Source organism: Pseudomonas sp. NFIX10, assembly GCF_900111955.1.
Lineage (GTDB): Bacteria > Pseudomonadota > Gammaproteobacteria > Pseudomonadales > Pseudomonadaceae > Aquipseudomonas > Aquipseudomonas fluorescens_AA.
The window spans coordinates 208,920-235,448 of sequence record NZ_FOKH01000002.1; the positions used below are offsets into that span (position 1 = coordinate 208,920).

27 protein-coding genes are annotated in these 26,529 nt (G+C 61.4%); 16 read left to right on the forward strand and 11 right to left on the reverse strand.

All coding sequences use genetic code 11. The features are described from left to right. Window positions 1–149: 149 nt before the first annotated feature. The 3 genes from BM321_RS02830 to BM321_RS02840 form a co-directional block, all read right to left on the reverse strand. The gene (locus BM321_RS02830; protein WP_092329446.1) at window positions 150–1,052 is read right to left on the reverse strand and encodes an alpha/beta fold hydrolase; all 903 of its coding nucleotides are present in this window, start codon (window positions 1,050–1,052) and stop codon (window positions 150–152) included. Next, window positions 1,052–1,834, reverse strand: a complete 783-nt coding sequence (locus BM321_RS02835; protein ID WP_092329444.1) for a class II aldolase/adducin family protein — start codon at window positions 1,832–1,834, stop codon at window positions 1,052–1,054. The genes BM321_RS02830 and BM321_RS02835 overlap by 1 nt, the downstream gene beginning before the upstream one ends. A 141-nt stretch (window positions 1,835–1,975) precedes the next feature. Then, entirely contained in the window at window positions 1,976–2,431 is a 456-nt protein-coding gene (locus BM321_RS02840) for a flavodoxin (protein ID WP_092441438.1), read from the reverse strand. 154 nt (window positions 2,432–2,585) lie between these two features. Here BM321_RS02840 and BM321_RS02845 point away from each other — a divergent pair, with 154 nt between their 5' ends. Continuing rightward, window positions 2,586–3,059: a PAS domain-containing protein gene (locus tag BM321_RS02845; protein ID WP_092329438.1), complete on the forward strand. Its 474-nt coding sequence runs from the start codon at window positions 2,586–2,588 to the stop codon at window positions 3,057–3,059. A 54-nt stretch (window positions 3,060–3,113) separates the two neighbouring features. Continuing rightward, entirely contained in the window at window positions 3,114–3,719 is a 606-nt protein-coding gene (locus BM321_RS02850) for a hypothetical protein (RefSeq protein ID WP_092329435.1), read from the forward strand. Here BM321_RS02850 and BM321_RS02855 read toward each other — a convergent pair. Continuing rightward, on the reverse strand, window positions 3,716–4,672 hold the full coding sequence (locus tag BM321_RS02855; protein ID WP_092329527.1) for a MerR family transcriptional regulator: 957 nt from the start codon (window positions 4,670–4,672) through the stop codon (window positions 3,716–3,718). The genes BM321_RS02850 and BM321_RS02855 overlap by 4 nt on opposite strands. A gap of 219 nt (window positions 4,673–4,891) precedes the next feature. Here BM321_RS02855 and BM321_RS02860 point away from each other — a divergent pair, with 219 nt between their 5' ends. The 7 genes from BM321_RS02860 to BM321_RS02890 all read left to right on the forward strand — a co-directional run bounded on the left by BM321_RS02860 (window position 4,892) and on the right by BM321_RS02890 (window position 9,488). Further along, window positions 4,892–5,452, forward strand: a complete 561-nt coding sequence (locus tag BM321_RS02860; protein ID WP_092441439.1) for an antibiotic biosynthesis monooxygenase — start codon at window positions 4,892–4,894, stop codon at window positions 5,450–5,452. A 209-nt stretch (window positions 5,453–5,661) separates the two neighbouring features. Beyond that, window positions 5,662–6,372: a dihydromonapterin reductase gene (gene folM / locus BM321_RS02865; RefSeq protein ID WP_092441440.1), complete on the forward strand. Its 711-nt coding sequence runs from the start codon at window positions 5,662–5,664 to the stop codon at window positions 6,370–6,372. A gap of 20 nt (window positions 6,373–6,392) precedes the next feature. Then, complete coding sequence (gene folE / locus BM321_RS02870; RefSeq protein WP_092329426.1) at window positions 6,393–6,953, forward strand: GTP cyclohydrolase I FolE; 561 nt, start codon at window positions 6,393–6,395, stop codon at window positions 6,951–6,953. Next, entirely contained in the window at window positions 6,954–7,334 is a 381-nt protein-coding gene (gene folX, locus BM321_RS02875) for a dihydroneopterin triphosphate 2'-epimerase (RefSeq protein WP_025211888.1), read from the forward strand. A gap of 99 nt (window positions 7,335–7,433) precedes the next feature. Then, entirely contained in the window at window positions 7,434–7,730 is a 297-nt protein-coding gene (locus BM321_RS02880; protein ID WP_092441441.1) for a DUF1244 domain-containing protein, read from the forward strand. Continuing rightward, the gene (locus tag BM321_RS02885; RefSeq protein WP_092441442.1) at window positions 7,723–8,061 is read left to right on the forward strand and encodes a HopJ type III effector protein; all 339 of its coding nucleotides are present in this window, start codon (window positions 7,723–7,725) and stop codon (window positions 8,059–8,061) included. The genes BM321_RS02880 and BM321_RS02885 overlap by 8 nt, the downstream gene beginning before the upstream one ends. A gap of 176 nt (window positions 8,062–8,237) precedes the next feature. Further along, window positions 8,238–9,488, forward strand: a complete 1,251-nt coding sequence (locus BM321_RS02890; RefSeq protein ID WP_092441443.1) for a 2-aminoadipate transaminase — start codon at window positions 8,238–8,240, stop codon at window positions 9,486–9,488. 174 nt (window positions 9,489–9,662) lie between these two features. Here the strand turns inward: BM321_RS02890 and trxB are convergent, their stop codons facing one another. Further along, the gene (gene trxB, locus BM321_RS02895; RefSeq protein ID WP_003205459.1) at window positions 9,663–10,625 is read right to left on the reverse strand and encodes a thioredoxin-disulfide reductase; all 963 of its coding nucleotides are present in this window, start codon (window positions 10,623–10,625) and stop codon (window positions 9,663–9,665) included. Between the two features lie 310 nt (window positions 10,626–10,935). Here trxB and cysZ point away from each other — a divergent pair, with 310 nt between their 5' ends. Then, a complete protein-coding gene (cysZ, locus tag BM321_RS02900) occupies window positions 10,936–11,691 on the forward strand; it encodes a sulfate transporter CysZ (protein ID WP_092329418.1) in 756 nt (251 codons plus the stop codon). A 39-nt stretch (window positions 11,692–11,730) separates the two neighbouring features. Continuing rightward, window positions 11,731–12,930 carry a glycosyltransferase family 4 protein gene (locus BM321_RS02905; protein WP_092441444.1) on the forward strand — a complete coding sequence of 400 codons (1,200 nt, stop codon included), beginning with the start codon at window positions 11,731–11,733 and terminating at the stop codon, window positions 12,928–12,930. A gap of 137 nt (window positions 12,931–13,067) precedes the next feature. On the opposite strand, the gene BM321_RS02910 is transcribed toward BM321_RS02905, so the two are convergent. The 3 genes from BM321_RS02910 to BM321_RS02920 all read right to left on the reverse strand — a co-directional run bounded on the left by BM321_RS02910 (window position 13,068) and on the right by BM321_RS02920 (window position 15,464). After that, entirely contained in the window at window positions 13,068–14,171 is a 1,104-nt protein-coding gene (locus tag BM321_RS02910; RefSeq protein WP_092441445.1) for an NADH:flavin oxidoreductase, read from the reverse strand. A 211-nt stretch (window positions 14,172–14,382) separates the two neighbouring features. Then, window positions 14,383–14,865, reverse strand: a complete 483-nt coding sequence (locus BM321_RS02915) for a glutathione peroxidase (protein WP_092329411.1) — start codon at window positions 14,863–14,865, stop codon at window positions 14,383–14,385. A gap of 113 nt (window positions 14,866–14,978) precedes the next feature. Continuing rightward, on the reverse strand, window positions 14,979–15,464 hold the full coding sequence (locus tag BM321_RS02920; RefSeq protein ID WP_060740684.1) for an FKBP-type peptidyl-prolyl cis-trans isomerase: 486 nt from the start codon (window positions 15,462–15,464) through the stop codon (window positions 14,979–14,981). Here BM321_RS02920 and BM321_RS02925 point away from each other — a divergent pair. Genes BM321_RS02925 through BM321_RS02935 form a run of 3 tightly spaced genes read left to right on the forward strand, consistent with a single transcriptional unit; the run spans window position 15,433 to window position 18,840 of the window. Next, window positions 15,433–15,771, forward strand: a complete 339-nt coding sequence (locus tag BM321_RS02925; RefSeq protein ID WP_092329408.1) for a DUF3565 domain-containing protein — start codon at window positions 15,433–15,435, stop codon at window positions 15,769–15,771. The genes BM321_RS02920 and BM321_RS02925 overlap by 32 nt on opposite strands. Before the next feature lie 60 nt (window positions 15,772–15,831). After that, a complete protein-coding gene (gene pta, locus BM321_RS02930; protein WP_092441446.1) occupies window positions 15,832–17,931 on the forward strand; it encodes a phosphate acetyltransferase in 2,100 nt (699 codons plus the stop codon). After that, complete coding sequence (locus BM321_RS02935) at window positions 17,932–18,840, forward strand: acyltransferase (protein WP_092329403.1); 909 nt, start codon at window positions 17,932–17,934, stop codon at window positions 18,838–18,840. Window positions 18,841–19,015: 175 nt separating this feature from the next. Here the strand turns inward: BM321_RS02935 and cysN are convergent, their stop codons facing one another. The 3 genes from cysN to BM321_RS02950 all read right to left on the reverse strand — a co-directional run bounded on the left by cysN (window position 19,016) and on the right by BM321_RS02950 (window position 22,852). Beyond that, a complete protein-coding gene (gene cysN / locus BM321_RS02940) occupies window positions 19,016–20,914 on the reverse strand; it encodes a sulfate adenylyltransferase subunit CysN (RefSeq protein WP_092441447.1) in 1,899 nt (632 codons plus the stop codon). A 9-nt stretch (window positions 20,915–20,923) separates the two neighbouring features. Beyond that, window positions 20,924–21,841 (reverse strand): sulfate adenylyltransferase subunit CysD, encoded by a 918-nt coding sequence (cysD, locus tag BM321_RS02945; RefSeq protein ID WP_092441448.1) that lies wholly within the window; start codon window positions 21,839–21,841, stop codon window positions 20,924–20,926. 252 nt (window positions 21,842–22,093) lie between these two features. Beyond that, entirely contained in the window at window positions 22,094–22,852 is a 759-nt protein-coding gene (locus BM321_RS02950; RefSeq protein WP_092202549.1) for a Nif3-like dinuclear metal center hexameric protein, read from the reverse strand. Window positions 22,853–22,955: 103 nt separating this feature from the next. Between BM321_RS02950 and algW the strand changes: the two genes are divergently transcribed. Both algW and BM321_RS02960 read left to right on the forward strand, forming a co-directional pair. Then, window positions 22,956–24,116, forward strand: coding sequence for a Do family serine endopeptidase AlgW (gene algW, locus BM321_RS02955; protein ID WP_092202547.1), 1,161 nt, complete (start codon window positions 22,956–22,958; stop codon window positions 24,114–24,116). Between the two features lie 298 nt (window positions 24,117–24,414). Next, the gene (locus tag BM321_RS02960) at window positions 24,415–26,520 is read left to right on the forward strand and encodes a TonB-dependent siderophore receptor (RefSeq protein WP_092441449.1); all 2,106 of its coding nucleotides are present in this window, start codon (window positions 24,415–24,417) and stop codon (window positions 26,518–26,520) included. Window positions 26,521–26,529: the final 9 nt, after the last annotated feature.

The window sequence follows — 26,529 nt, forward strand, 5'->3', positions numbered from 1 at the left end:
CAGTGGAACGCAATCTTGTAAACGCCCGAAAGCTGTGGGAGCGGGCTTGCTCGCGAAAGCGGTCTTCCAGTCAGAATGGATGTTGGCTGTGCTGGCGCCTTCGCGAGCAAGCCCGCTCCCACACAGGTTCGCTTCTCAATGCCAAGTCGTCAGGTACAGGCCATTTGTCTGCGCGGCGCGGCGATGGCTTCGCGAAACGCCAGGTAATGCTTGAGCACCTGCACCGGTGCCTCGGTGTGCGGGTAATGACCGATGTCGGGCAACAACACCGTGTCCGGGTTCGGGATCAGGGCCTCGTAGCGCGCCACCATGTGTTCACCGGAAATCGGATCGACTGCGCCGTCGATCACCCGCAATGGCACTTCGCCGCGCTGCATCGCCAGTACCCAGCGATCACGCTGCACACGACGTTCGGGAATATAGCCGATGAGTTTGTGCATGATCCGCGGACCGTGATGAGCCGCCACCAGGCTCCAGAAGTCATCCAGTTCGCTTTCGGTAGGGCCGGTCCTGGGGCCGAAAATCTGCCGAAAGTTGCAGGCCAGGCTTTCCCGGGAGAACATCCGCCCCAGCAGCCAGCCCAGGGGGCTCAACAAGAGTTTCTGGGCCCATACCGGGCGGTGGGTTTCGGGGAACAGGCCGCCATTGAGAAAGACACAACTCTCAAGGTGGATGCGTGCTTCGTAATGCCGAGCGAGCAGTTCCTGGGCCACGCTGTCACCGTAATCGTGGGCCAGCACATGCACCGCCCCCTTCACATTCAGGTGCGCCAGCAAGGCCTGTTGCAGATCGGCTTGCTCCAGCAGGCTGTAGACGTGATCCATCGGTTTGGCGGAATCGCCGAAACCGAGCATGTCGCACGCGATCACCCGGTAGCGTTGCGCCAAGGGTTGCCACAGGTAATGCCAATCCCAACTGGCGGTGGGAAAACCATGGATCAACAGCAGCGGCTCGCCCTGGCCCGCCACCCAATAACGGATGGCGTGGCCACGGAACAGGAAAGTCTGGCTGCGCTGGCGCCAAATACGCAGGGGGATCTGGGCCAAGGCCATCAGCTTCTGTACCCGGTGTCTTGTTGATCGAGCTTACGCAGCAACGCCGGCCAGGCCAACGCGCCGCCCATGCCTTGGGCGCTTTTGGTCACTCCGGCGATCATGGCGCGGGCGCCGGCCAGAATCTGCGGCTCGATGGCAATCAATTCAGCCCCACCGTTCTGAGCCAGGACCTGGATGTCACAGGCTCGTTGAAAGGTGAACATCATCAGGAAGGTATCGGCGACGGTGCCGCCGCATGTCAGCAAGCCATGGTTGTGCAGCATCAGGAAATTGCTTTCGCCCAGGTCGGCCTGCAGGCGTGCCTTTTCTTCGTGGTTCAAAGCCACCCCCTCGTAAGCGTGATAGGCCAGGCTCGACAGCACGAACAGTGCTTGCTGGCTGATCGGCAACACGCCTTGCTTCTGCGCCGATACCGCGACACCGGCGGCGGTGTGAGTATGCAGCACACAAGCCACATCATGGCGCACCTCATGCACCGCGCTGTGGATGGTGTACCCGGCCGGATTGATCTCGTAGGGGCTGTCCATCAACTTGTTGCCGGCCTGGTCAACCTTGACCAGGCTCGAAGCGGTGACTTCATGGAACATCAACCCGAACGGGTTGATCAAAAAATCCTCGGTGCCAGGGACCTTCGCTGAAATATGGGTGAAGATCAGATCATCCCAGCCATGCAGCGCGACAAGCCGATAACAGGCGGCAAGGTCCACCCGGGTTTGCCATTCGGCCGCACTGACCTGTTCCTTGATACTGAGTGTCGTTTGGACGGGCGCTACGCTCACGGTTCTTACCTCTGGTTTCTTGTTATAGGAGTCTTGTCATCAAAACGTCGAACACAAGAAAATTCAGTCTAGTCAGGTCTTCCAGAGGCGGTAGTTGCATTGGCAGCCAGCTTACTGGCCAAACGAGTCAGCGCATCCGCTTCAAAGCCGCAACGTCTCGATCAACTCAGCCAGCCATGGCTCGGCGTCAGTTTCCGGCGTGACGCTTTCGCTGGCATCCAGACGCAGCATCGGCAGCAGCTCGCGAACGCCCAGTTCGGCGAACAGTTCGCGCATCTGCTCGCCACCGGCGCAGAAGGTATCCCCGTAGCTGGCGTCGCCCAGGCCAATCACCGCGCCAGGCAAGCCGCGAAAGAACCCTGGCAATTGATTGCGGATGGTCGAATACAACGGCATCAGACTGTCTGGCAGCTCGCCCATGCCGGTCGTAGAGGTCACCGCCAGCAAGGCTTCTGGCGCGAATGCCTGGACATCCGCCAGGGTCGCACGAGGGTCGTGCCAGGCGTCGAAGCCCGCGTCGCGAAGCAGTTTGGCGGCGTGCCGGGCGACTTCTTCGGCGGTGCCATACACTGAGCCGGAAAGAATGGCGACTTTCATCAATCTGATCCTGATCCTGAAAAAAGAGCCGGGATAGTAACAGTTGCACCCACAAGGCTGCGAATGGCTCTCAACGGCAGTAATGGCCAGTAGACAGCCTTGCGATTTCTTCTAAAATGCCGATTCAACACGGATGTTCAAAAGGGCTCCTCCAATGATCAACGCTCAATTGATGCAATTGGTCATCAATGCTTCCAACGACGGGATTGTCATCGCCGAAAAAGAAGGCGAAGACAATATCCTGATCTACGTAAACCCGGCTTTCGAACGCTTGACCGGCTATGACCGCGACGAAATCCTTTACCAGGATTGCCGGTTCCTGCAGTCGGGTGATCGCGACCAACCGTCCCTGGAGACGATTCGCCAAGCCTTGCGGGAGGGCGGCGCCTGTCGAGAGGTGCTGCGCAACTACCGCAAGGACGGCACACCGTTCTGGAATGAGCTGTCATTGTCCACGGTAAAAAACCAGGCTGACGGGTATACCTATTTCGTCGGTGTGCAAAAAGACGTCACGACCCAGGTCAAGGCTCAACAACGCGTCGCCCAGCTGGAAAAGGAGCTGGCCGAAGCCCGGGAAACGATTGCCCGGCTTGAAGCGACGAATGGTGCAAACAAAACCACGAATTAATGGTCAGTCACTACAATCACCAGTGAAAATGTAAATTCTCATTTAGAGTCGACCATGCAGCGCGATGCCCTCCTGACGCAGGATGAACTGGATTTCATCCGGACCATGCAACACAACCCGCAGTTGAACGAGCGGGACGTCACGTCGAGCTTGCTGGTCAACGGTGGGTCGCAGATCCGTGACTTGTTGACGCGCCTGGCGGCGAATGAGCAGGTCACCCTGCAAGCCAATTTCGAAAACCAGCAAATGACGTTTCCATTGCACCTGGTGGAAGACGAATTCCATGCGATGCACCTGCGCCTGGGTGTGCCGAGCATCTACGAAGACGGACCGAAGATACGCCCGTGGCGCCTGACGCTCGACGAGCCGGTGGCGCTGGAAAATATCAAGGGCCAGCCGGGACCACTCTGGGTCCACGAAGTGTCCTGCAAGGGCGTATTGCTGGAAAACCGCGGCCGGACCAAGCCACCGAAGCAGTTTGCCTTGTGGTTCAGCCCCTCAGGCTACGAAAGAATTTCGTTGCGTGGTGGCTTTGAACGGGAAACCGATCGAGGTTTGCTGGCCTATCACCTGAACCAGAATGACCAGGACGAGACCGAGCGCCTGCGCCAGTACATCCTGCAACAGCATCGCCTGACCCATCCCTCCATGCACCTCTAGGTGTCGAGGTTGCCTGCCAGAAATTGACGCAGGCGCTGACGCATCACTACACCTTCGTTACCCAGGCAACCGATCGACGAGCCCGCCAGGCTTTCCTGCCCCAGATCGGATGCCTCACCGGCCAGCATCAACGGACAATCCAGGCTCATCGCCAATTTGCCCAGGCGCTTGGGCAAGTCCGGGACCGGCGCATGATTGGAAACCAGCACCAAGGCCAGCGGCTGGATCTTCTGGCACACCAAGACCAGTTCGTTGAAGGGCACGCCGATCGACAGCGCCCTGACGCCCACGTCCGCGCTGGACAGGAACAGCGCCGTGACCAGCAATTCCAGCTCACGGCACTGGCCGGCCAGGGCGCAGACCAGGACCCGCGGCGACCGGCCTTCGCGCTTGAACAAAAGCCGCTGGATGATGCGCGAACGCAGGAACCCGTCGAAAAACACCCATTCACTGATTTGCCCGAATTCTGGCTGGCGATACAGCATTTGTCGCCAAAGCGGCATCAGGATGTCCTGGAAGACGACCGGCACGGTGTAGGTGGAAAAGACCTGCCCGTAGACGCGATCCAATTCCACATCGTCAAAGTTGCCAACCGCGTTCGCCACCTGTTGCTGCCACCGGGCGTGATCAGCCTTGACCAGGTCGGATGAAAGCAGCGTGGAGACCGGTTGCACCGCCTCGGTCTTGGCCAGGATCTTGCCCACTTTGCTGACGGCCACGCCGCGCTCGATCCACGCCAGGATGCTGCGAACCTTCTCGACATCGCTCAACGAGTACAGGCGATGCCCGCTTTCGGTGCGGGTGGGCTGGATCAAACCGTAGCGCCGCTCCCATGCGCGCAGGGTCACAGGATTCACGCCGGTCATGCGCGCGACTTCGCGAATGGGGAACAGGTCTTCCCTTTTCAAGGCTGATGCCTGGAAAATAAAGCTATCCTCTGTGATTACGCTCATTTTGGCGGACAATTCCGGCTGGAAAATTGGATCCTATCTTCTCCTTCAAGTCACGTCATGACAAGGACAACGTATTCAGGAGTGCGGTTTTGTTGTTTTACCCGCCATCAGGAATAATCCTTGCCTGTTTTTTGGCGACCAGACGCAACCCACCACCCCGGGGGCGTCCCCCGCAAACCTCCTATCCGGAGCGTTGCGCCTGTCTTAAGGAGATACATAATGTCGACCTCCCCCGTCACGTTGATGGTGGCCCGCCGCGTCGCCAATGGACGCTATCAGGATCTGATCGCCTGGTTGCGCGAAGGCGAACAATTGGCCACCGATTTCCCTGGTTACCTGGGGTCCGGCGTGCTCGCGCCACCGCCCCAGGACGATGAATTCCAGATCATTTTCCGTTTTGCCGACGAGCAGACGCTGCATGCCTGGGAACACTCCGCCTCGCGCACGGCCTGGCTGGGACGCGGCAGCGATCTGTTTGCCCATCCCTCCGAACATCGGGTGCGTGGCATCGATGGCTGGTTCGGCTCGGTCGGCCAGCGTCCCCCACGCTGGAAACAGGCCGTGGCCATCTGGCTTGCGTTCTTTCCCGTGTCGCTGTTGTTCAATTTCCTGCTGGGACCGCTGCTGGGCGAACTGGGCCTGTTGAGCCGCGTGCTCATCAGCACCGTCATCCTGACACCGCTGATGGTCTACCTGTTTATCCCGATGTCGACCCATCTGCTGGCGAACTGGCTCAACGGCGCGCCGCAGCGGGCGGTGCCGGCTACACGCAATCATTGATGCCACCTGCCTCGACAGTCACCCTGTGGGAGCGAGCTTGCTCGCGATGACGGCCTGACCTTCAATATCCTCATTGACTGTCGCACCGCTATCGCGAGCAAGCTCGCTCCCACAGTGGGCAACTGGTCGCGACCGGATTGACCTTTGTACATAGGACGCGCCCCGCGTCGCTGTTATAGTTTTGCTCTTGCCGTGAACCGAGCCGCCCCATGTCCAGCCCCCCCGCTCCGATCCTGATCACTGGTGCAGCCCAGCGCGTCGGCCTGCATTGCGCCCGGCGCTTGCTGGAGGAGGGGCAACCGGTGATCGCGACCTATCGCACCGAGCGCCCCGGCGTGCAAACGTTACGGGACCTGGGGGCGGTGGTACTGTTCGCCGACTTCTCCAGCGAAACGGGGATCCAGGCCTTTATCGAACAACTCAAGCAGCACACCGACCGGCTGCGGGCCATCGTGCACAACGCCTCGGCCTGGATGACCGAGGCGCCCGGCAGCGAAGCAGCGGCCTTCAGCGCCATGTTCGGCGTGCACATGCTCGCGCCTTACCTGATCAACCTGCATTGCGCCGAGTTGCTGCGGCGTTCAACGCCAGCGGATATCGTGCATATCAGCGATGACGTGACCCGCAAGGGCAGCGCCCGACATATCGCCTATTGCGCCACCAAGGCCGGCCTGGAAAGCCTGACCCTGTCGTTCGCGGCCAAGTTCGCCCCGGCGATCAAGGTCAACGGCATCGCCCCGGCCCTGCTACTGTTCAACCCCGAAGACGACGCGGCTTACCGCGCCAAGGCCCTGGCCAAGTCCGCACTGGGTATCGAACCTGGCAGCGAAGTGATCTACCAGAGCCTGCGTTATCTGCTGGACAACCCTTATGTCACCGGCACGACCCTGACCGTTAACGGCGGGCGACACGTCAAATAGCCTTGTTTCGAGGATGCACCATGACGCTATCCCTGCCCCAGAACTACCGCGAGATCCTCATCGGCCTGGGGGAAAACCCCGAGCGCGAGGGTTTGCTCGATACCCCGATGCGTGCCGCCAAGGCCATGCAGTACCTTTGCCATGGCTATGAACAAAGCGTCGAGCAGATCGTCAACGGCGCGCTGTTCGCCTCTGACAGCGATGAAATGGTGATCGTCGCCGACATCGAACTCTATTCCCTGTGCGAACATCACCTGTTGCCCTTCATCGGCAAGGCCCATGTGGCTTATATTCCTACCGGCAAGGTCCTGGGGCTGTCGAAGATCGCCCGGTTGGTGGACATGTTCGCCCGCCGCCTGCAGATCCAGGAGAACCTGACCCGGCAAATCGCTGACGCGGTGCAGCAGGTCACCCAGGCCGCTGGCGTGGCGGTGGTGATCGAGGCCCAGCACATGTGCATGATGATGCGCGGTGTCGAAAAACAGAACTCGACCATGAACACCTCGGTGATGCTCGGCGCCTTTCGCGACTCCAGCACCACGCGCCAGGAGTTCCTGCAATTGATTCGACGGAGCAAGTAAATGCCACAACTTCAGCCAGCCATGGCACGCATCAAGGTCAAGGACCTGCGCCTGCGCACCTTCATCGGCATCAACGAGGATGAAATCCTCAACAAGCAGGATGTGTTGATCAACCTGACCATCCTCTATGCCGCCCAGGAGGCAGTGCGCGACAACGACATCGACCACGCGCTGAACTACCGCACCATCACCAAGGCAATCATCGCCCACGTGGAAGGCAACCGCTTCGCCCTGCTCGAACGCCTGACCCAGGAATTGCTCGATCTGGTCATGGCCAACGAGTCGGTGCTGTACGCCGAAGTCGAAGTCGACAAGCCCCACGCCTTGCGATTCGCCGAATCAGTGTCGATTACGCTCGCAGCAAGTCGGGCCACTTCGTAGCAGCTGCAAGCCTCAAGCTGTAAACTTCAAGCCTGACCACCGCAAATCCACTCTTGCAGCTTGAAGCTTGCCCCTTGAAGCTGCCTCGCAGAGACCTCCATGAACGACCAACAACGCCTCGAACTCGAAGCAGCCGCTTTCCGTCGGCTGGTTGCCCACCTGGACAGCCGCAAGGATGTGCAGAACATCGACCTGATGAACCTCGCCGGTTTCTGCCGCAACTGCCTGTCCAAGTGGTACAAGGCCGCCGCCGACGAGCGCCAGGTCGAGGTCAGCCTCGACGACGCCCGCGAAGTGGTCTACGGCATGCCGTACGCCGAATGGAAAGCCCAATACCAGAAAGAAGCCAGCGCCGAACAACAGACGGCGTTCGCCAAAGGAAAACCCGATGCCTGATCTCAATACCCTGCGTAGCTGCCTCAAGAGCGGCGAACATGCCTTCGCCGACACCCTGGCCTTTATCGCCGCCGGCTACGATTACCAGCCCCGGGCCTTCAATAACGGCGGCGTGCAAAACGCCGCCGGGCAGAACGAAGGCTCGTGCAAGACTTTGGGCTTGGCACTGCTCGAAGGCTTGAGCGATGAAGAAACGCTGCTGGCGTTCGGCGAACATTACCGTTCGGTACTGGCCACGCCCGAAGGCAGTGATCATGGCAATATCCGCGCGCTGATGGTGCATGGCCTGGCAGGTGTGACGTTCGAGGCACCGCCGCTGCAACGGCGCTGATCGATCCTGCCTTTACGGTGAGATCCGCTTTCACAAGGGCTCCATTCATCCTTTATGAAGAGCGCCTCACCACATCCCGACTTTTAAGATTGACCCGGCAACTTTATTTCGTTTGCCGGGCCCCTCTGCTCGCGGCTTAGATAACGGAAATTTCTCCTTCGTCCGGGCCGCCATCCATGAGCAACGAAACCATCAGCCAATCGATCTCCATCGTGCATCCCGTCAGCCTCAGCCACGGCAGGAACGCCGAGGTCTGGGACACCGACGGCAAACGCTACATCGACTTTGTCGGGGGCATTGGTGTGTTGAATCTCGGCCATTGTCATCCGCGCATTGTCGAGGCGATCCGCGAACAGGCGACGCGGCTGACTCACTACGCATTCAACGCCGCCCCTCACGCTCCCTACATTGAATTGATGGAACGCCTGGCGGCGTTTGTCCCGGTGGATTACCCGGTCAGCGGCATGCTCACCAACAGCGGCGCCGAGGCGGCGGAGAACGCCTTGAAAATCGTGCGGGGCGCCACGGGCCGTACCGCCGTGATCGCGTTTGACGGTGCCTTTCATGGCCGCACCCTGGCGACCCTCAACCTCAACGGCAAGGTCGCGCCTTACAAACAGAAAGTCGGTGTCCTGCCCGGGCCGGTGTATCACCTGCCGTACCCCAGCCAGGACAACGGCGTCACCTGCGCAGAGGCCTTGAAGGCCATGGAGCGGCTGTTCAGCGTCGAGATCGATGTGAATGACGTGGCCTGTTTCATTGTCGAACCGGTGCAGGGCGAAGCCGGCTTCCTGGCGATGGACGTGCCCTTCGCCCAGGTCCTGCGGCAGTTCTGTGATGACAAGGGCATTGTGCTGATCATCGATGAGATCCAGTCCGGCTTCGGCCGCACCGGCCAGCGCTTTGCCTTTTCCCGATTGGGCATCGAACCTGACCTGATCCTGCTGGGCAAAAGCATTGCCGGCGGCGTGCCCCTCGGTGCGGTGGTGGGACGCAAGGCGCTGCTGGACAACCTGCCCAAGGGTGGCCTGGGCGGCACCTACTCGGGTAACCCCATCGCCTGCGCCGCCGCACTGGCGACTCTGGACGAAATGACCGACGCCAACCTGCACGCCTGGGGCATGCAACAGGAAGAGGCGATCGTCAGCCGCTACGAATCCTGGCGCAGCCGCGGGCTAAGCCCTTACCTGGGCCGCCTGACCGGCATCGGCGCCATGCGCGGCATCGAGCTGAGCCACGCCGACGGCACCCCGGCTTCGGCACAATTGACGCAACTGCTGGCCCTGGCACGGGAATCGGGCCTGCTGCTGATGCCCAGTGGCAAATCGCGACACATCGTGCGGCTGCTGGCGCCATTGACGACCGAACCGGCAGTGCTGGAAGAAGGGCTGGATATTCTGGAGGCGTGCCTGGCGAAGCTGGCCTAAACATCCCTACTCATCCTGTGGGAGCCGAGCTTGCTCGCGATGACGGCGGCACATTCAAAATGACTGCACATGACCCACCGCCATCGCGAGCAAGCTCAGCTCCCACAGGAGAGCACTGATAAATACCCACCCATTAAAAAACCGGCCGAAGCCGGTTTTTTAATGCCCGATGAATTAGAACGAAGCGTTCTGCAGGCCATCCAGGTAACGCTCGGTATCCAGGGCTGCCATGCAACCGGCACCGGCCGAGGTGATCGCCTGGCGGTAGACGTGGTCGGCCACGTCGCCGGCCGCGAAGATCCCTTCGACACTGGTGGCGGTAGCGTTGCCGTCGCGGCCGCCCTTGACCACCAGGTAGCCGTCCTTGAGCTCCAGCTGGCCTTCGAACAGCGAGGTGTTCGGCGTGTGGCCGATGGCGATGAAGACGCCGTCGACCTTGATCTCGTCAAAGCTGCCGTCGTTGTTCTTCAGGCGGGCACCGGTCACGCCCATGTTGTCGCCCAGCACTTCGTCCAGGGTCGCGTTGAGCTTGAGGATGATCTTGCCTTCGGCGACGCGGGCGTTGAGCTTGTCGATCAGGATCTTCTCGGCGCGGAAGGTTTCGCGACGGTGGATCAGGGTGACCGTGCTGGCGATGTTGGCCAGGTACAGCGCTTCCTCGACCGCGGTGTTGCCGCCGCCGACCACCGCCACTGGCTTGTTGCGGTAGAAGAAACCGTCGCAGGTGGCGCAAGCCGACACACCTTTGCCCATGAAGGCTTCTTCCGACGGCAGGCCCAGGTAACGGGCGCTGGCACCGGTGGCGATGATCAGGGCATCGCAGGTGTAGGTCGCGCTGTCGCCGGTCAGGGTGTACGGCTTGGCGGCGAAGTCCACGGCATTGATGTGGTCGAAAACGATCTCGGTCTCGAAGCGCTCGGCATGTTCCTTCATGCGCTCCATCAAGGCCGGGCCGGTCAGGCCATGGACATCGCCCGGCCAGTTGTCGACTTCGGTGGTGGTGGTCAATTGACCGCCGGCCTGCATGCCGGTGATCAGCAGCGGCTTGAGGTTGGCACGGGCCGCATAAACCGCAGCGCTGTAACCGGCAGGGCCGGAACCAAGGATAATCACTCGCGAATGACGCACTTCAGACATGACCTGCTCCTGTTGACCGGACCTTGCGGGCCGGAACGCCGGGTGAGCGGCGTGAATAAAAAAGGACCGTTGACGCACTTGGGGAAGGCTGGGTTCGACAGTCCTGGAAAAGAATGGGTGCAGCGTATCGAGGGAGCGAAGATTAAGGAAATACGGTTTAACAATCCAGCTTATAGGTGAGCTCTATCCCCAGCGCCCCTTTTAATAGGCGCATTCGCTGCAATAAAGGTTGTTACGCGCCATGTCGCCGCTTTCCCGCGCTGGGTAAAGCCGGTAAGGTCGGCGCGTTCACCTTCGCTCGGAGTCACTTATGCCCGCCCCCGTCCTGTCCGGCCCGCAATATTTGCGAGAAGGCCTCACGCTGGTCCTGAGCCCGGGCCTGCGTCTGTTCGTACTCTTGCCCCTGGCGATCAACCTGGTGCTGTTCGTCGGATTGATTTACCTGGCCGGCCATCAATTCAGCCTGTGGGTCGATACGCTGATGCCGTCGCTGCCAGAGTGGCTGAGTTTCCTCAGCTATGTGCTCTGGCCACTGTTCGTGGTGCTCGTCGTGCTGATGGTGTTCTTTACCTTCACCATGCTCGCCAACATCATCGCCGCGCCGTTCAACGGTTTTCTCGCGGAAAAAGTCGAAGTGGTCATCCGTGGCACCGACGACTTCCCGGCCTTCAGCTGGGCCGAATTGATTGCCATGATCCCCCGGACCCTAGGTCGGGAAGCGCGCAAGCTCGGCTATTTCCTGCCCCGTGCCCTGGGGTTGTTCGTGCTGTCGTTCATCCCCGTGGTCAATCTGGTGGCGGCACCGCTGTGGCTGCTGTTCGGCGTGTGGATGATGGCGATCCAGTACATCGACTACCCGGCGGACAACCACAAGCTGGGCTGGAACGAAATGCTCGCCTGGCTGCGGGAAAAACGCTGGCAGAGCCTGGGTTTTGGCGGCAGCGTGTACCTGGTGCTGCTGATCCCGGTGGTGAATATCCTGATGATGCCAGCGGCGGTGGCCGGGGCGACCTTGTTCTGGGTGCGCGAGCAAGGCGCCGAGACCGCTTTGGCCCGTCAGGGCTGAGCCGTCACAAATCCATCATCCTGGCGTCACAATGACGAAATGGCCCCGGTCGACACTGGGGTCATGACCACACCCCTGCACATTACCCTGATCACCGAAACCTTCCCGCCGGAAATCAATGGCGTGGCCAATACCTTGGGCCGCCTGTACGACGGCTTGCGCGCCCGCGGGCATCAGGTCGAGTTGATACGGCCTCGCCAGGCCGGCGACTTACGCCAAGCCAGTGACGAGCAGTTGCTGCTGTGCCGGGGCTGGCCGCTGCCGGGTTATCCGGGTTTGCAGTGGGGCCAGGCGTCGATGCACAAGCTGCTCAGGCGCTGGAAACGTCATCGTCCGGACGTGCTCTACATCGCCACGGAAGGGCCGCTGGGTTTGTCGGCGCTGCGGGCGGCACGGCGCCTGGGCATCTCGGTGGTCAGTGGTTTCCACACCAATTTCCAGCAATACACCCAACAGTACGGCCTCGGACTGTTGAGTCGCGTGCTCACCCATTACCTGCGCTGGTTTCACAACCGCTCCAGCCTGACCCTGGTGCCCAGTCTCAGCCAGCGCCTGGAACTGGAACGACGGCATTTCGAGCGCGTGGCGTTGTTGTCCCGTGGCGTGGACAGCCAACTGTTCCATCCGGTCAAGCGCTCGCCGAGCCTGCGCGAAGCGTGGGGCCTGGGCGACGACGACATTGCCGTGCTCCATGTCGGACGCCTGGCACCGGAAAAAAACCTGGGGCTGCTCAAGCGCAGTTTCGAGACGCTGTGCAGCGCTTTTGCGGGGCGACGGATGAAGCTGGTGGTGGTCGGTGACGGCCCGCAGCGGTCCGAGCTGGAACAGGCATTGCCCGAGGCGATCTTTTGCGGCTCGCAACGCGGTGAGGCGCTGGCCAGCCACTATGCGTCCGGGGATGTGTTTGTCTTTCCGAGCCTGACCGAAACCTTCGGCAACGTGGTGTTGGAGGCGCTGGCGTCCGGGCTGGGTGTGGTGGCCTACGATCAGGCGGCGGCTGCGCAACACATTCGCCACGGCTATAACGGCGTGCTGGCGATGCCGGGGGATGAAGAGGCATTCTGCGATGCCGCCCGTTGGCTGCTGGAGGAGCGCGAGACCTTGCGTTGCGTGCGGCTCAATGCTCGCCAGCATGCCAGTCGCCAGGGTTGGGCGGCGGTGATCGAGCAATTTGAAGCGCAGCTGCGAGGGGTTTGCGTGGGTGAGCAGGTGATGCCTGTTGCGCCGACTGTGCGCTGATTGTTCGGTGATGTTCAGGCCGCCATCGCGAGCAAGCTCGCTCCCACAAGGGATCTCGGTCTCACACAAGTAATGTGTCCACTGAAGATCCAATGTGGGAGCGAGCTTGCTCGCGATAGCGTCAGATCGGGCGCCGCTTAAACCAGCGTCATCAAGGCTTCGCGACTGAACGGCAAGATCTCCTGCTCCCGCCCTTCACGGACTTTTTGCGCCCAGTCCGGATCCACCAACAGCGCACGCCCCACCGCCACCAGGTCGAACTCATCGTTGTTCAAGCGCTCCAGCAGCTTTTCCAGGCTGGCCGGTTGCGCGACTTTGTCGGTGTTGACCATGAACTGCAGGAACTCGCCATCCAGGCCGACGCTGCCGACGGTGATGGTGGGCTTGCCGGTGAGCTTGCGGGTCCAGCCGGCCAGGTTCAGCTCGGAGCCTTCGAACTCCGGCTCCCAGAAGCGCCGTGTCGAGCAGTGGAAAATGTCGACGCCCGCCTCGGACAACGGCTTGAGGAATTCGCCCAAGGCTTCGGGGCTCTGCACCAGGCGCGCGGCGTAATCCTGCTGCTTCCATTGGGAAAAGCGCAAAATGATCGGGAAACCCTCGCCCACCGCCGCCCGCACGGCACGGATCAATTCGATCGCGAAGCGCGAGCGGTTGGCCAGGCTGCCGCCATAACCATCAGTGCGCTGGTTGCTGCCTTCCCAGAAGAACTGGTCCACCAGGTAGCCGTGGGCGCCGTGGATTTCCACCCCGTCCATGCCGATGCTCTGGGCGTCTTTCGCCGCCTGGGCAAACGCAGCGATAACCTCGTCGATATCGGCCTGGGTCATGCCGTGGACCACCACCTGGCCGTCCTTGAGTTTTTCGCTCGGACCATAGCCGGGCACGCTGGCGTCCGGCTCGGTGCCGATGCGTCGCACACTGCCCACGTGCCACAACTGTGGAACGATCTTGCCACCTTCGGCATGCACCGCATCGACCACCTGCTTCCAACCGACCAGCGCGGCGTCGCCGTAGAAATGCGGCACATTCGGATAACCGTTGGACGCCTTGTGCCCGACCGTCGTGCCCTCGGTGATGATCAGGCCGACCCCGGCCGCCGCGCGGCGGCGGTAGTACTCGACCACCTTGGCGTTCGGCACGCCGCCCGGAGAAAAGGAACGGGTCATCGGCGCCATCACCACCCGGGTTGGCAACTCGAACGCGCCGAGGCGGAAGGGTTTGAACAAGGCTTTTGCAGGCATGGGGCACTCCACGAGACGAAGTCACAGGTCGGATATGACGACGATAATATGGAGCATGGAAGGCGCTGGATAGCACTATTGATTTGAATGATTAAGAATCAGAAGGCGCAGACGGATCACGATTGGGTGGACTGAACCGAATGCACAGTCGGGTGCAGAACTTGTGGCGAGGGGATTTATCCCCTCGCCACAGGGGGTCAGTGCCGGGCTTTCAACCCAGCGCTTTTTCGATCGCCTGGATCACCGTGGGATCATCCGGTGCCGTACGCGGCGAGAAGCGCGCCAGCACCCGGCCGTCCTTGCCGAGCAGGAATTTTTCGAAGTTCCAGGTAATGTCCCCGGGAAACTCGGCCCCCTCGCCCGCCAGCAGGCGGTACAACTGATGACGGTCAGGGCCGTTCACGTCCAGCTTGCCGGACAGCGGGAACGTCACGCCGTAGTTGAGGCTGCAGAATTCCTGGATCTCCTGCTCGGTCCCCGGCTCTTGCCCGGCGAACTGATTGCAGGGCAGGCCCAGCACGCTGAACCCCTTGTCCTTGTATTGCTGATAAAGATTTTCCAGCGCCGCGTACTGAGGCGTCAGGCCACATTTGGAGGCGACGTTGACCACCAGCACGACTTGCCCCTTGAACGGCGCCAGAGCAAGCTCCTGACCATCCAGGGCTTTGAGTTTAAGGTCGTGGAAAGCACTCATACGAACTCCAGGTTTGCGGATCTTTTCGAAACAGCCATGGGTGATGCTAACAGCAAGCGACTAAAAAGGCGCCATAGGGCGCCTCTCCAGTCAACTTGAGCGTAGCGCACAAATCAATGGTGATGGCCACCTTCGCCATGGACGTGACCATGGGCGATCTCTTCCTGGCTGGCATCACGGATGTCGACGATCTTGACCTTGAAGTTCAAGCGCTGGCCGGCCAACGGGTGGTTGCCGTCAACGGTGACGTCATCGCCTTCCAAGTCGCGGATGGTGACGATCTGCATCTGGCCATCGGGCGCCGAGGCGTGGAACTGCATGCCCACTTCCAGTTCATCCACGCCTTCGAACATGCTGCGGCTCAGGGTGCTGACCAGCTCGGCGGAGTATTCACCGTAAGCGTCTTCCGGCTCGACGGCAACGTTCAGGTCGTCACCGACCGCTTTACCTTCCAGGGCTTTTTCCAGGCCCGGGATGATGTTGCCTGCGCCATGCAGGTAGACCAGCGGAGCGCCGCCGGCAGAGCTGTCGATGACCTCACCAGCGTCGTTGGTCAGGGTATAGTCAATGGAGACAGCCTTATTGGCGGCGATCAGCATGGGGCGAGACCTTTTGCATAAGAATGAAGAACGGACAAGTCTAAACAAGGATTTGCCCGAAAGCGAACGGAACCCGGACAAACGGGCCTGCTCGAACAGACCGACGGTCACCGGTTTCCATCAGGATGAGGATGGGCACTGGGTGGCCGAGCTGTCCTGCGGCCATACCCAGCACTTGCGCCACCAGCCCCCCTGGCAGTCCCGCGCCTGGGTGCTGGACCCTGTGCAACGTATTGAAAAAATAGGCCAGCCCTTTGCTTGCGGCTGGTGCGCTCAAGGCCCGGTTAGCGATAACCTTGGCGACTGAATTGTGGGTAGACGGCCAGTCATAGGCCGCGCCATTGCCATGCTCCTTTAGAGAATCCGCATGCAAACTTTTTTTATCGCACCCACCGATTTTGGTGTGGGCCTGACCTCCATCAGCCTCGGGCTGGTGCGTACCCTCGAACGGGCCGGGCTGAAAGTCGGCTTTTTCAAACCCATTGCCCAGCCGCATCCCGGCGACACCGGGCCGGAGCGTTCCACCGAGCTGGTGGCCCGCACCCATGGCCTCAAGCCTCCGCAGCCCTTGGGCCTGGCGCACGTCGAGCGCATGCTCGGTGACGGCCAGCTCGATGAGCTGCTGGAAGAAATTATCACTCTTTACCAGCAAGCGGCCATCGGCAAGGACGTGCTAGTCGTCGAAGGCATGGTCCCGACCCGCAACGCCAGCTACGCCGCCCGGGTCAACCTGCACCTGGCCAAGAGCCTCGACGCCGAGGTCATCCTGGTGTCGGCACCGGAGAACGAAGTGCTGACCGAGCTTTCCGGGCGGGTGGAGTTGCAGGCGCAGCTGTTCGGCGGGCCGAAGGACCCGAAAGTCCTCGGGGTGATCCTGAACAAGGTGCGCACCGAGGAAAGCATGGAGGCGTTTTCCGCACGGCTCAAGGAGCACTCGCCCTTGCTGCGCAGCGGCGATTTCCGCCTGCTCGGTTGCATCCCGTTTCGCCCCGAACTCAATGCACCGCGCACCCGCGACGTGGCCGACCTGATGGGTGCCCAAGTGCTCAATGCCGGCGACTACGAAACCCGGCGCATGAGCAACATCATCATTTGCGCCCGCACCATGCGCAACACGGTGGAACTGCTCAAGCCCGGCGTGCTGGTGGTGACCCCCGGCGATCGCGACGACATCATCCTCGCCGTGAGCCTGGCGGCGATCAACGGCGTGCCACTGGCCGGCCTGCTGCTGACCAGCGACACCCTGCCCGACCCACGCATCATGGACCTGTGCCGCGGCGCCTTGCAGGCAGGGTTACCGGTGCTGTCGGTGAGCACCGGCTCCTATGACACCGCCAACCTGCTCAACGGCCTGAACAAGGAAATTCCCATCGATGACCGCGAACGTGCGGAGATCATCACCGATTTCGTCGCCAGCCACCTGGACGCCAAATGGCTGCACCAGCGCTGCGGCACACCGCGGGAAATGCGCTTGTCGCCGGCGGTGTTCCGCTATCAGTTGATCCAGCGCGCCCAAGCCGCCAACAAACGCATCGTGCTGCCCGAAGGCAGCGAACCGCTGACTGTCCAGGCTGCCGCCATTTGCCAGGCCCGGGGCATTGCCCGCTGCGTGTTGCTGGCAAAACCGGCCGACGTCGAAGCGGTGGCCCGCGCCCAAGGCATCGAGTTGCCGCCGGGACTGGAGATTCTCGACCCGGATTCGATTCGCGAACGTTATGTCGAACCGATGGTGAGGTTGCGCAAGAGCAAGAGCCTGAACGCGCCGATGGCCGAGCAGCAACTGGAAGACACCGTGGTCATCGGCACCATGATGCTGGCCCTGGATGAAGTGGACGGGCTGGTATCCGGAGTCATCCACTCCACCGCCAACACCATCCGTCCGGCGTTGCAACTGATCAAGACCGCGCCGGGTTGCTCCCTGGTGTCCTCGGTGTTCTTCATGCTCTTCCCCGAAGAAGTGCTGGTCTACGGCGACTGCGTGATGAACCCGCACCCCAGCGCCGCGGAACTGGCGGAAATCGCCCTGCAAAGCGCCGACTCGGCCGCCGCGTTCGGCATCACGCCGCGGGTGGCGATGCTCAGTTATTCCAGCGGCGAGTCGGCCAGTGGTGAAGAAGTGGAAAAAGTCCGTGAAGCCACCCTCCTGGCCCACGAAGCCCAGCATGGCCTGCTGATCGACGGTCCGCTGCAGTACGACGCCGCCGCCAACGAAGCCGTGGCACGGCAACTGGCCCCCAACAGCCAGGTGGCCGGCCGGGCGACGGTGTTCATCTTCCCCGACCTCAACACCGGCAACACCACCCACAAGGCCGTGCAGCGCAGCGCCGATTGCGTCAGCCTCGGGCCGATGCTGCAAGGCCTGCGCAAACCGGTGAACGACTTGCCCCGCGGCGCCCAGGTCGACGACATCGTGTACACCATCGCCCTGACCGCGATCCAAGCCGCCAACCGACCTCTGGATATTTAAATGCTGGACTTCCTGCCTCCCCCTTTGCGCGGCGTCATTGCCTCGCTGCTGTTGGCGCTGAACACCATCGCCTGCTGTACGCCGCTGTTTATCGTGGCAATTTTCAAGCTGTTGCTGCCCTTCCCCACCGCCCAGCGCTTCACCGACTGGTTGATGGGCCACATTCACGAGGCCTGGATCAGCAACAACAAAGCCTGGATGAACCTGCTGCGCCGTACCCGCTGGCACCTCAGTGGCCTGGAGGGCCTGGACTACCAGCATTCGTACCTGATCACCAGCAACCACCAGAGCTGGGTCGACATCATGGTGTTGCAGTACGTGCTGAACCGGCGCATCCGGCCATTGAAGTTCTTTCTCAAGCAGGAGCTGATCTGGGTGCCGGTGATCGGCCTGGCCTGGTGGGCCCTGGGCTTCCCGTTCATGAAGCGCTACTCCAAGGCGTACCTGGAAAAACACCCGGAAAAGAAAGGCAAGGACCTGGAAACCACTCGCAAGACTTGCGCGAAGTTTCGCAACAACCCCGTGGGCATTTTCAACTTCGTCGAAGGCACGCGTTTCACCGACAGCAAGCATGCCCAGCAGCAGTCACCGTTTCGTTACCTGCTCAAGCCCAAGGCTGGTGGCATCGCGTTCGTGCTCGATGCCATGGGTGAACAACTGGAATCGATCATCAACGTGACCATCCATTATCCGGGCGGGCGTCCGGGGTACTGGGACTTGCTCTGCGGCAACGTTGGGGAGGTGGTGGTGCATTTCCAGGAACTGAAGATCCCGCCGCAGTTCATCGGCAGGAACTACGACCAGGACGGCGTGTATCGCCTGGAGTTCCAAGGCTGGATCAACCAGCTGTGGCAGGACAAGGATGCGTTGCTGGAGCAGATGCACCGCGAATACCCAGACCACCGTTAATCCCTGTGGGAGCGGGCTTGCCCGCGAAAGCGGTGGATCAGCCCATGGAGATGTTGGATGTTCCACCGTCTTTGCGGGCAAGCCCGCTCCCACAGTTGATCGAATTACCCTGAGGAAATGAAAAAGCCCGCGGATGATCACTCATCCGCGGGCTTTTTATTTACAGCGGCGCTCCTTAGATCGCCCCACGCTTGCGCAGCAGATCCAGCACCTGCTTGACGCTCTCTTCCAGGGTCAGCGCCTGGGTGTCGATGACCAGGTCGGCATCCAGCGGCACGTCATACGGGAAGGACTCGCCCGGGATGTTGTCGCTGGCAGCGGCATACAGCCCTTGCGGATCACGCTGGGCACACACCGTTGGCGAGGCCTGGACGTAGACCGTCAGCAGACGCTCACGCCCGATCAGGTCCTTGGCCTGCTCACGCCCTTCGGCACTCGGCGCAACGAACGCGGCGAGGGTCAGCAGGCCAGCTTCGTTGAACTGACGAGCGACATGCGCCGCACGGCGCCAGTTCTCGGTCCGCCCGGCACGATCCTGGGGCAGGCCCTTGTTCAGGTCATGGCGCAGGTTCTGGCCATCGAGGACAAAGACCGCACGCCCCGAGTCGAACAACTTGCGCTCGACCGCATAGGCCAGCGTACTTTTACCTGCGCCCGACAAGCCACTGAACAAGACCGTGGCCGGTTGCTGGCCGAAGCGCTGGGCGCGTTCTTCCACCGACACATGGGCCTGTTTGCCGTGGTGCGTGCTGCTGCCGTGGGTCAGCGGCTGGGCGACGATCATACCGGCGCCGACCGTGCCGTTGGTCAGGCGATCGATGACGATGAAGGCGCCGGTGGTGCGGTTGCTTTCGTAACCGTCCAGGGCGATCGGCGCATCCAGGGCGATCTTCACCTTGCCGATTTCGTTGAGCTGCAGCGCGCTGGCCGGGCCCTCTTCAAGGGTGTTCACATCCACCTTGTTGACGATGCTGGCAATGGAGCCCGGCACGTAGCTGGTGGCGCGCTTGATGTCGTATTTCTTGCCCGGCAGCATCGGCTCTTCAGCCATCCACACCAGCATCGCTTCGAAGCTGTCGGTGACCGGCGGGACGTTGTCGGCATGCACCAACAGGTCGCCACGGGAGATGTCGATCTCGTCTTCCATGGTCAGCGTGACCGCCTGGCCTGGACCGGCATGCTCCAGCTCGCCTTCGAAGGTGACGATGGATTTCACGCGGCTGCTCTTGCCCGACGGCAGCACCACCACTTCGTCGCCCTTGTGCACGATGCCGCTGGCGAGGGTGCCGGCGAAACCGCGGAAGTTCAGGTTCGGACGGTTGACGTACTGCACCGGGAAACGCAGGTCGGTGAAGTTGCGGTCGCCCGCCACTTCCACGGTCTCGAGGATTTCCATCAGCGACTGACCGGTGTACCACGGCGAACGCTCGGACTTGTTCACCACGTTGTCGCCCTTGAGGGCGGACATCGGCACGAAGTGCATACTGGTGGGCTTCATCTTCAAGCCTTCGGCGAACTTCAGGTAGTCGGCCTTGATCGACTCGAACACGCCCTGGTCGAAGTCCTTGAGGTCCATCTTGTTGATGGCCACGACGATGTGCTTGATGCCCAGCAACGAGGCGATGAAGCTGTGGCGACGGGTCTGGGTCTGCACGCCGTAGCGGGCGTCCACCAGGATGATCGCCAGGTCACAGGTGGAGGCACCGGTGGCCATGTTGCGGGTGTACTGCTCATGGCCGGGGGTATCGGCGATGATGAACTTGCGCTTGGCGGTGGAGAAGTAGCGGTAGGCGACATCGATGGTGATGCCCTGCTCGCGCTCGGCCTGCAGGCCGTCGACCAGCAACGCCAGGTCGATATCGTCCCCGGTGGTGCCGACTTTCTTCGAATCGCGGGTGATGGCTTCCAGGTGATCTTCGTAGATCATCTTGGAGTCGTGCAGCAAGCGCCCGATCAGGGTGCTCTTGCCGTCGTCGACGTTACCGCAGGTCAGGAAGCGCAGCAGCTCTTTACGCTCGTGCTGGCCCAGGTAGGCGAGGATGTCCTCGCTGATCAAATCAGATTGGTGCGACATGACAACCCCTTAGAAATAACCCTGACGTTTCTTATCTTCCATCGAGCCTGCGCCATCGTGGTCGATGACCCGGCCCTGGCGCTCGGAAGTTCGCGTCAGGAGCATTTCCTGAATGATGTCCGTCAGGCTCTCGGCCTCGGACTCCACCGCGCCCGTCAACGGGTAGCAGCCAAGGGTACGGAAACGCACTTTCTTCTTGACGATACGGGCTTTCTCTTCGTCGGACAGGTGCTCGAGGATGCGCTCGTCGTCGATCATGATCAGCGTGCCGTTCTTCTCGATCACCTCGCGCTCGGCGGCGAAGTACAGCGGCACGATCGGGATACCTTCGAGGTAGATGTACTGCCAGATGTCCAGCTCGGTCCAGTTCGACAGCGGGAATACGCGGATCGACTCGCCTTTGTTGACCTTGCCGTTGTAGACGTTCCACAGTTCCGGACGCTGGTTCTTCGGGTCCCAGCGGTGCTTGCTGTCACGGAACGAGTACACGCGCTCCTTGGCGCGGGATTTCTCTTCATCGCGACGGGCACCGCCGAACGCGGCGTCGAAACCATATTTGTCCAAGGCCTGCTTGAGGCCTTCGGTCTTCATGATGTCGGTGTGCTTGGCACTGCCGTGGGTGAACGGGTTGATGCCCTGCGCCACGCCGTCCGGGTTCACATGGGTGATCAGGTCCAGGCCCAGTTCCTCGACCATGCGGTCGCGGAACTTGTACATTTCCTGGAATTTCCAGCGGGTGTCGACGTGCATCACCGGAAACGGCAGCTTGCCCGGGAAGAACGCCTTGCGTGCCAGGTGCAGCATCACGGCGGAGTCTTTACCGATGGAGTACAGCATCACCGGATTATCGAACTCGGCGGCCACCTCGCGGATGATGTGGATGCTCTCCGCCTCCAGCTCTTTCAGATGCGTCAGTTTGTCGACCATGGCTACTCACGAAAACTTTCTTATGAACGGCCAGCGGGCCGTGTTCGAGCGGGGAATCCTAGCACAGCGACCTCTTCTAATCAGGGCGCCAACTAGATCGAAACAGCATATGGATATGCCTGGGGGTTCGGGCACTGCAACCGCTTTTTGTGGGAGCGAGCTTGCTCGCGATGGCAGTGTATCAGTCAGCACTGAGGTTGACTGACCCACCGCCATCGCGAGCAAGCTCGCTCCCACAATGGTTATAAGCAGTCAGATGGGATTCGGGCAATCGATGAAGATGTGCTCCAGGGCAAACCGTCGCGCCAGGTAGTCACCCAGTGCCTGGACACCGTAGCGTTCGGTCGCATGATGCCCGGCGGCGATGAAGCTGATGCCGTTTTCCCGCGCGCTGTGGAAGGTCTGTTCCGACGCCTCGCCACTGAGGTACAGGTCGACCCCGGCCAGCACCGCCTGATCGATATAACCCTGGCCGCCACCGGTGCACCAGCCGACCCGGCGGATCATCTGCCCGCCCTCGATCAGCAAGGGCTCGCGCCCCAGGGCATCCTGGACCTTGCGTGCGAAATCCCGCGCCGTCATTGGTTCGGACAGGGAACCGACCAGACCGACAATCTTGGGGTTATCCGGGTCCAGTGGGCCCTCGACGGTGATGTCCAACTGGCGGGCCAGTTGCACGTTATTGCCCACCTCGGGGTGCAGGTCCAGGGGCAAGTGATAGGCCAGCAGGCTGATGTCATGCTTGAGCAATGTCTTGAGGCGACGCTGTTTCATGCCGGTGATGCAAGGGTTCTCGCCCTTCCAGAAATAACCGTGATGCACCAGCACCAGGTCGGCCTCGGCCTCGACGGCGGCATCGAGCAGCGCCTGGCTGGCGGTGACACCGCTGACGATGCGCATCACCTGGGGCGCGCCTTCGACCTGCAGGCCGTTGGGGCAATAATCGGCAATCCGGCTGCTGGCCAGGTAACGGTCCGCTTCTTCAACCAGGGTGTTCAGGGCTACGGCCATAAAAGACTCCTAAATATCCCGTTCAGAGGCGCGCGCGGCCTCGTATAATGCGCGACATTATGGGCGGTCTCATACCGCCTGCAACCTTTGTAGGACGTGCTTAATGCTCAAGGCGCTGCGTTTTTCCGGCTGGCCGCTGTTGGCCGGCGTGCTTGTCGCTCTACTGATTATCCAGCGCTACCCGGAATGGGTCGGCCTGCCGAGCCTCGACGTCAACCTGCAGCAGGCGCCGCAAACCAAGGCGGTGCAGCAGGGGCCGGTGTCCTATGCCGACGCCGTGACCATCGCCGCGCCGGCCGTGGTGAACCTGTACACCACCAAGGTCATCAACAAACCCAGCCATCCGCTGTTCGAAGACCCGCAATTCCGGCGCTTCTTCGGCGACAACTCGCCCAAGCAGAAACGCATGGAGTCGAGCCTGGGGTCGGGCGTGATCATGAGCCCGGAAGGCTACATCCTGACCAACAACCATGTCACCAGCGGTGCCGACCAGATCGTGGTGGCCCTCAAGGACGGCCGTGAAACCTTGGCCCGGGTGATCGGCAGCGACCCGGAAACCGACCTCGCGGTGCTGAAGATCGACCTCAAGAACCTGCCGGCCATCACCATCGGTCGCTCCGACAGCATCCGCATCGGTGACGTCGCCCTGGCCATCGGCAACCCGTTCGGCGTCGGCCAGACCGTGACCATGGGCATCATCAGCGCCACCGGGCGCAATCAGTTGGGCCTGAACAACTACGAGGATTTCATCCAGACCGACGCCGCGATCAACCCCGGCAACTCCGGCGGCGCGCTGGTGGATGCCAACGGCAACCTCACCGGGATCAACACGGCGATCTTTTCCAAGTCCGGCGGCAGCCAGGGCATCGGTTTCGCCATTCCGGTGAAGCTGGCGATGGAGGTGATGAAGTCGATCATCGAACACGGCCAAGTGATCCGTGGCTGGCTGGGCATTGAAGTCCAGCCGCTGACCCAGGAACTGGCGGAGTCCTTCGGCTTGTCCGGGCGGCCCGGCATCGTGGTGGCGGGGATTTTCCGCGACGGTCCGGCGCAGAAGGCCGGCCTGCAACTGGGCGATGTGATCCTGAGCATCGATGGCGAACCGGCCGGCGATGGCCGCCGCTCGATGAACCAGGTGGCGCGGATCAAGCCCACCGACAAGGTGACGATCCAGGTCATGCGCAACGGCAAGGAGCTCAAGCTCACCGCTGAAATCGGCCTGCGCCCACCGCCAGCGCCAATGGTGCTCAAGGAAGAGCAGTAGCTGCGGAGCATATCCTGTGGCCTGGCAAAACCCTGTGGCGAGGGGATTTATCCCCGCTGGGTTGCGCAGCAACCCCAAAATCAGACACTGCGGTCCATCGGATGAACCGCACCAACTGGTCTACGGCTGCTGCGCAGCCGAACGGGGATAAATCCCCTCGCCACAAAGACTCCTACCTGCAACTCCAATGTGATCCCCCCTGGCAAACCTATCCAGATTCCACTTGAAAATACAGATAGCATAAATTCTCATTGGTAGTGTTATATTGTTTCAATAATAGAAATTGGAACAACATAACATGTCATCCCTAAAACGGATTTCAGCGGCCAGCCTCGCCCTCGGCCTACTGGGCGATCCGGCCTACGCCGAGGAAATCCAGCCCCTGGAACTGGACGCCATCACCGTGACGTCCGACTACGAATCCGCCACCGGACCTGTCACGGGTTACCGCGCCACCCGCTCGGCCAGCGCCACCAAAACCGACACCGCCCTGCGCGACATCCCGCAATCGATCAGCGTGATTCCCGCCAGCGTGCTCAAGGACCTGGGCAGCACCAGCGTCGAGCGGGCCTTGGAATATGCCGGCGGCGTGTCGAAGCAGAACAACTTCGGCGGCCTGACGCTCTACGAATACAGTGTGCGCGGCTTCACCACTTCGGAGTTCTATAAGGACGGCTTCAGCGCCAATCGCGGTTATCCGAGCACGCCGGACACCGCGAACATCGAACGCATCGAAGTGCTCAAGGGCCCGGCCGCCAGCCTGTATGGCCGGGGCGATCCCGGCGGTACGGTAAACATTGTCACCAAGAAACCCCAGCCCGAAGCCTTCACCACCCTGCAGACCAGCGCCGGCAACTGGGATCGCTACCGCACCGCGCTGGACGTCAACACGCCACTGGACACCGAAGGCAACCTGTTATCGCGGGTCAACCTGGCGGTCGAGGACAACCACAGCTTTCGCGATCACGTCGACAGCAAGCGCGTTTTCGTCGCGCCTTCCATCAGTTGGCAGTTGAACCCTGACACACGGTTGCGGGTGGAAAGCGAAATCGTGCGCCACAGCTCGACGTTCGACCGTGGCATCGTCGCCCCAAACAATCGCTGGAGCGGCGTTTCCCGTTCGACCTTTTTGGGCGAACCCAACGACGGCGACATCGACAATCACAACAACATGCTCCAGGCCGCCCTCGAACATCAGCTCAACGACACCTGGCAATTGCGCCTGGCCAGCCATTACAAACAAGGTGAACTCTGGGGCTTCGCCTCCGAAGCGCGCCCGCTGAACGCCGACGGCCACACGGTGAATCGCCGCTATCGCGAGCGCGACAACAATTGGCACGACAGCATCACCCAGCTGGAATTGCGCGGCCTGTTCGACCTCGGCCCGTGGCAGCACGAACTGCTGGTCGGCAGCGAATACGAGGACTACCGCAAGCACGAGCGCGTGACCACCATCGGTGGCAGCCCCTACCCCATCGACCTCTATCAGCCGATCTACGGCCAGCCGAAACCCAATGGTGCCCGGACCGGCACAGACTTCTTCGAACATGTGCAAAGCCGCGCACTGAACCTGCAGGACCAGATCATCTTCACCGACAAGCTGCGGGGCATGCTCGGCGTGCGTTATGAGCATTTCGAACAGAGCATCGACGACCACACCCGCAGCGACACCAGCCGCCAGCGCCACGACACCCTGACGCAGCGGGCCGGTCTGCTGTATCAACTGACGCCCGAAGTCGGGCTGTTCGCCAACGCCTCCACCTCGTTCAAGCCCAACAACGGCCTGGATGCCAGCGGCAAGACTTTCGATCCCGAGGAAGGGGTGGGCTATGAAGCGGGGCTCAAGAGCGAGTGGTTCGACGATCGCCTGAGCACCACCCTGGCGGCCTTCCATATAGAGAAGGAAAACGTCCTGAGCCCGGTCGCCGGGACCGACTTCAGCCGCGCCATCGGCAAGGCCCGCAGCCAGGGCATCGACCTGCAAGTGACTGGGCAGGTGACCGACGCCGTGCGCGTGATCGGCGCCTATGCCTACATCGATGCCGAAGTGACCCAGGGTGACCGGGAAAATCCCAGCGGCAGCCGGATCCTCGGCGTCGCCAAACACAGCAGCAGCGTGCTGGGGGTCTACGAATTCCAGGACGGGCACCTGCGCGGTTCGGACCTCGGCGCGGCGTTCACGTATGTCGGCGATCGCTCGGGCGAAGCCGGCAAGGATTTCGAATTGCCGGCCTACCACACCGTGGACCTGCTGGCCCATTACAAGGCCAGCAACGACGTCACTGTGGGCCTGAACCTGAACAACATCTTCGACGAAAAGTACTACGAACGCGCCTACAGCAACTACTGGGTCACCCCCGGCGAGCCGCGCAACTTCACCGTCAGCCTCACCCTCGCTCTGTAAAAGGAAAAA

Bases quoted from the DNA above. Each gene is read 5' to 3' on its own strand.
- cysZ (WP_092329418.1), top strand. From the start codon at position 10,936: ATGCCCGCCCCCGTCCTGTCCGGCCCGCAATATTTGCGAGAAGGCCTC.
- pta (WP_092441446.1), top strand. From the start codon at position 15,832: ATGCAAACTTTTTTTATCGCACCCACCGATTTTGGTGTGGGCCTGACC.
- trxB (WP_003205459.1), bottom strand. From the start codon at position 10,625: ATGTCTGAAGTGCGTCATTCGCGAGTGATTATCCTTGGTTCCGGCCCT.
- BM321_RS02840 (WP_092441438.1), bottom strand. From the start codon at position 2,431: ATGAAAGTCGCCATTCTTTCCGGCTCAGTGTATGGCACCGCCGAAGAA.
- BM321_RS02920 (WP_060740684.1), bottom strand. From the start codon at position 15,464: ATGCTGATCGCCGCCAATAAGGCTGTCTCCATTGACTATACCCTGACC.
- BM321_RS02880 (WP_092441441.1), top strand. From the start codon at position 7,434: ATGAACGACCAACAACGCCTCGAACTCGAAGCAGCCGCTTTCCGTCGG.
- BM321_RS02850 (WP_092329435.1), top strand. From the start codon at position 3,114: ATGCAGCGCGATGCCCTCCTGACGCAGGATGAACTGGATTTCATCCGG.
- cysN (WP_092441447.1), bottom strand. From the start codon at position 20,914: ATGTCGCACCAATCTGATTTGATCAGCGAGGACATCCTCGCCTACCTG.
- BM321_RS02885 (WP_092441442.1), top strand. From the start codon at position 7,723: ATGCCTGATCTCAATACCCTGCGTAGCTGCCTCAAGAGCGGCGAACAT.
- algW (WP_092202547.1), top strand. From the start codon at position 22,956: ATGCTCAAGGCGCTGCGTTTTTCCGGCTGGCCGCTGTTGGCCGGCGTG.
- folE (WP_092329426.1), top strand. From the start codon at position 6,393: ATGACGCTATCCCTGCCCCAGAACTACCGCGAGATCCTCATCGGCCTG.
- BM321_RS02855 (WP_092329527.1), bottom strand. From the start codon at position 4,672: ATGAGCGTAATCACAGAGGATAGCTTTATTTTCCAGGCATCAGCCTTG.
- BM321_RS02960 (WP_092441449.1), top strand. From the start codon at position 24,415: ATGTCATCCCTAAAACGGATTTCAGCGGCCAGCCTCGCCCTCGGCCTA.
- BM321_RS02905 (WP_092441444.1), top strand. From the start codon at position 11,731: ATGGCCCCGGTCGACACTGGGGTCATGACCACACCCCTGCACATTACC.
- cysD (WP_092441448.1), bottom strand. From the start codon at position 21,841: ATGGTCGACAAACTGACGCATCTGAAAGAGCTGGAGGCGGAGAGCATC.
- BM321_RS02915 (WP_092329411.1), bottom strand. From the start codon at position 14,865: ATGAGTGCTTTCCACGACCTTAAACTCAAAGCCCTGGATGGTCAGGAG.
- BM321_RS02830 (WP_092329446.1), bottom strand. From the start codon at position 1,052: ATGGCCTTGGCCCAGATCCCCCTGCGTATTTGGCGCCAGCGCAGCCAG.
- BM321_RS02950 (WP_092202549.1), bottom strand. From the start codon at position 22,852: ATGGCCGTAGCCCTGAACACCCTGGTTGAAGAAGCGGACCGTTACCTG.
- BM321_RS02925 (WP_092329408.1), top strand. From the start codon at position 15,433: ATGGAGACAGCCTTATTGGCGGCGATCAGCATGGGGCGAGACCTTTTG.
- BM321_RS02910 (WP_092441445.1), bottom strand. From the start codon at position 14,171: ATGCCTGCAAAAGCCTTGTTCAAACCCTTCCGCCTCGGCGCGTTCGAG.
- folM (WP_092441440.1), top strand. From the start codon at position 5,662: ATGTCCAGCCCCCCCGCTCCGATCCTGATCACTGGTGCAGCCCAGCGC.
- BM321_RS02890 (WP_092441443.1), top strand. From the start codon at position 8,238: ATGAGCAACGAAACCATCAGCCAATCGATCTCCATCGTGCATCCCGTC.
- BM321_RS02935 (WP_092329403.1), top strand. From the start codon at position 17,932: ATGCTGGACTTCCTGCCTCCCCCTTTGCGCGGCGTCATTGCCTCGCTG.
- folX (WP_025211888.1), top strand. From the start codon at position 6,954: ATGCCACAACTTCAGCCAGCCATGGCACGCATCAAGGTCAAGGACCTG.
- BM321_RS02860 (WP_092441439.1), top strand. From the start codon at position 4,892: ATGTCGACCTCCCCCGTCACGTTGATGGTGGCCCGCCGCGTCGCCAAT.
- BM321_RS02845 (WP_092329438.1), top strand. From the start codon at position 2,586: ATGATCAACGCTCAATTGATGCAATTGGTCATCAATGCTTCCAACGAC.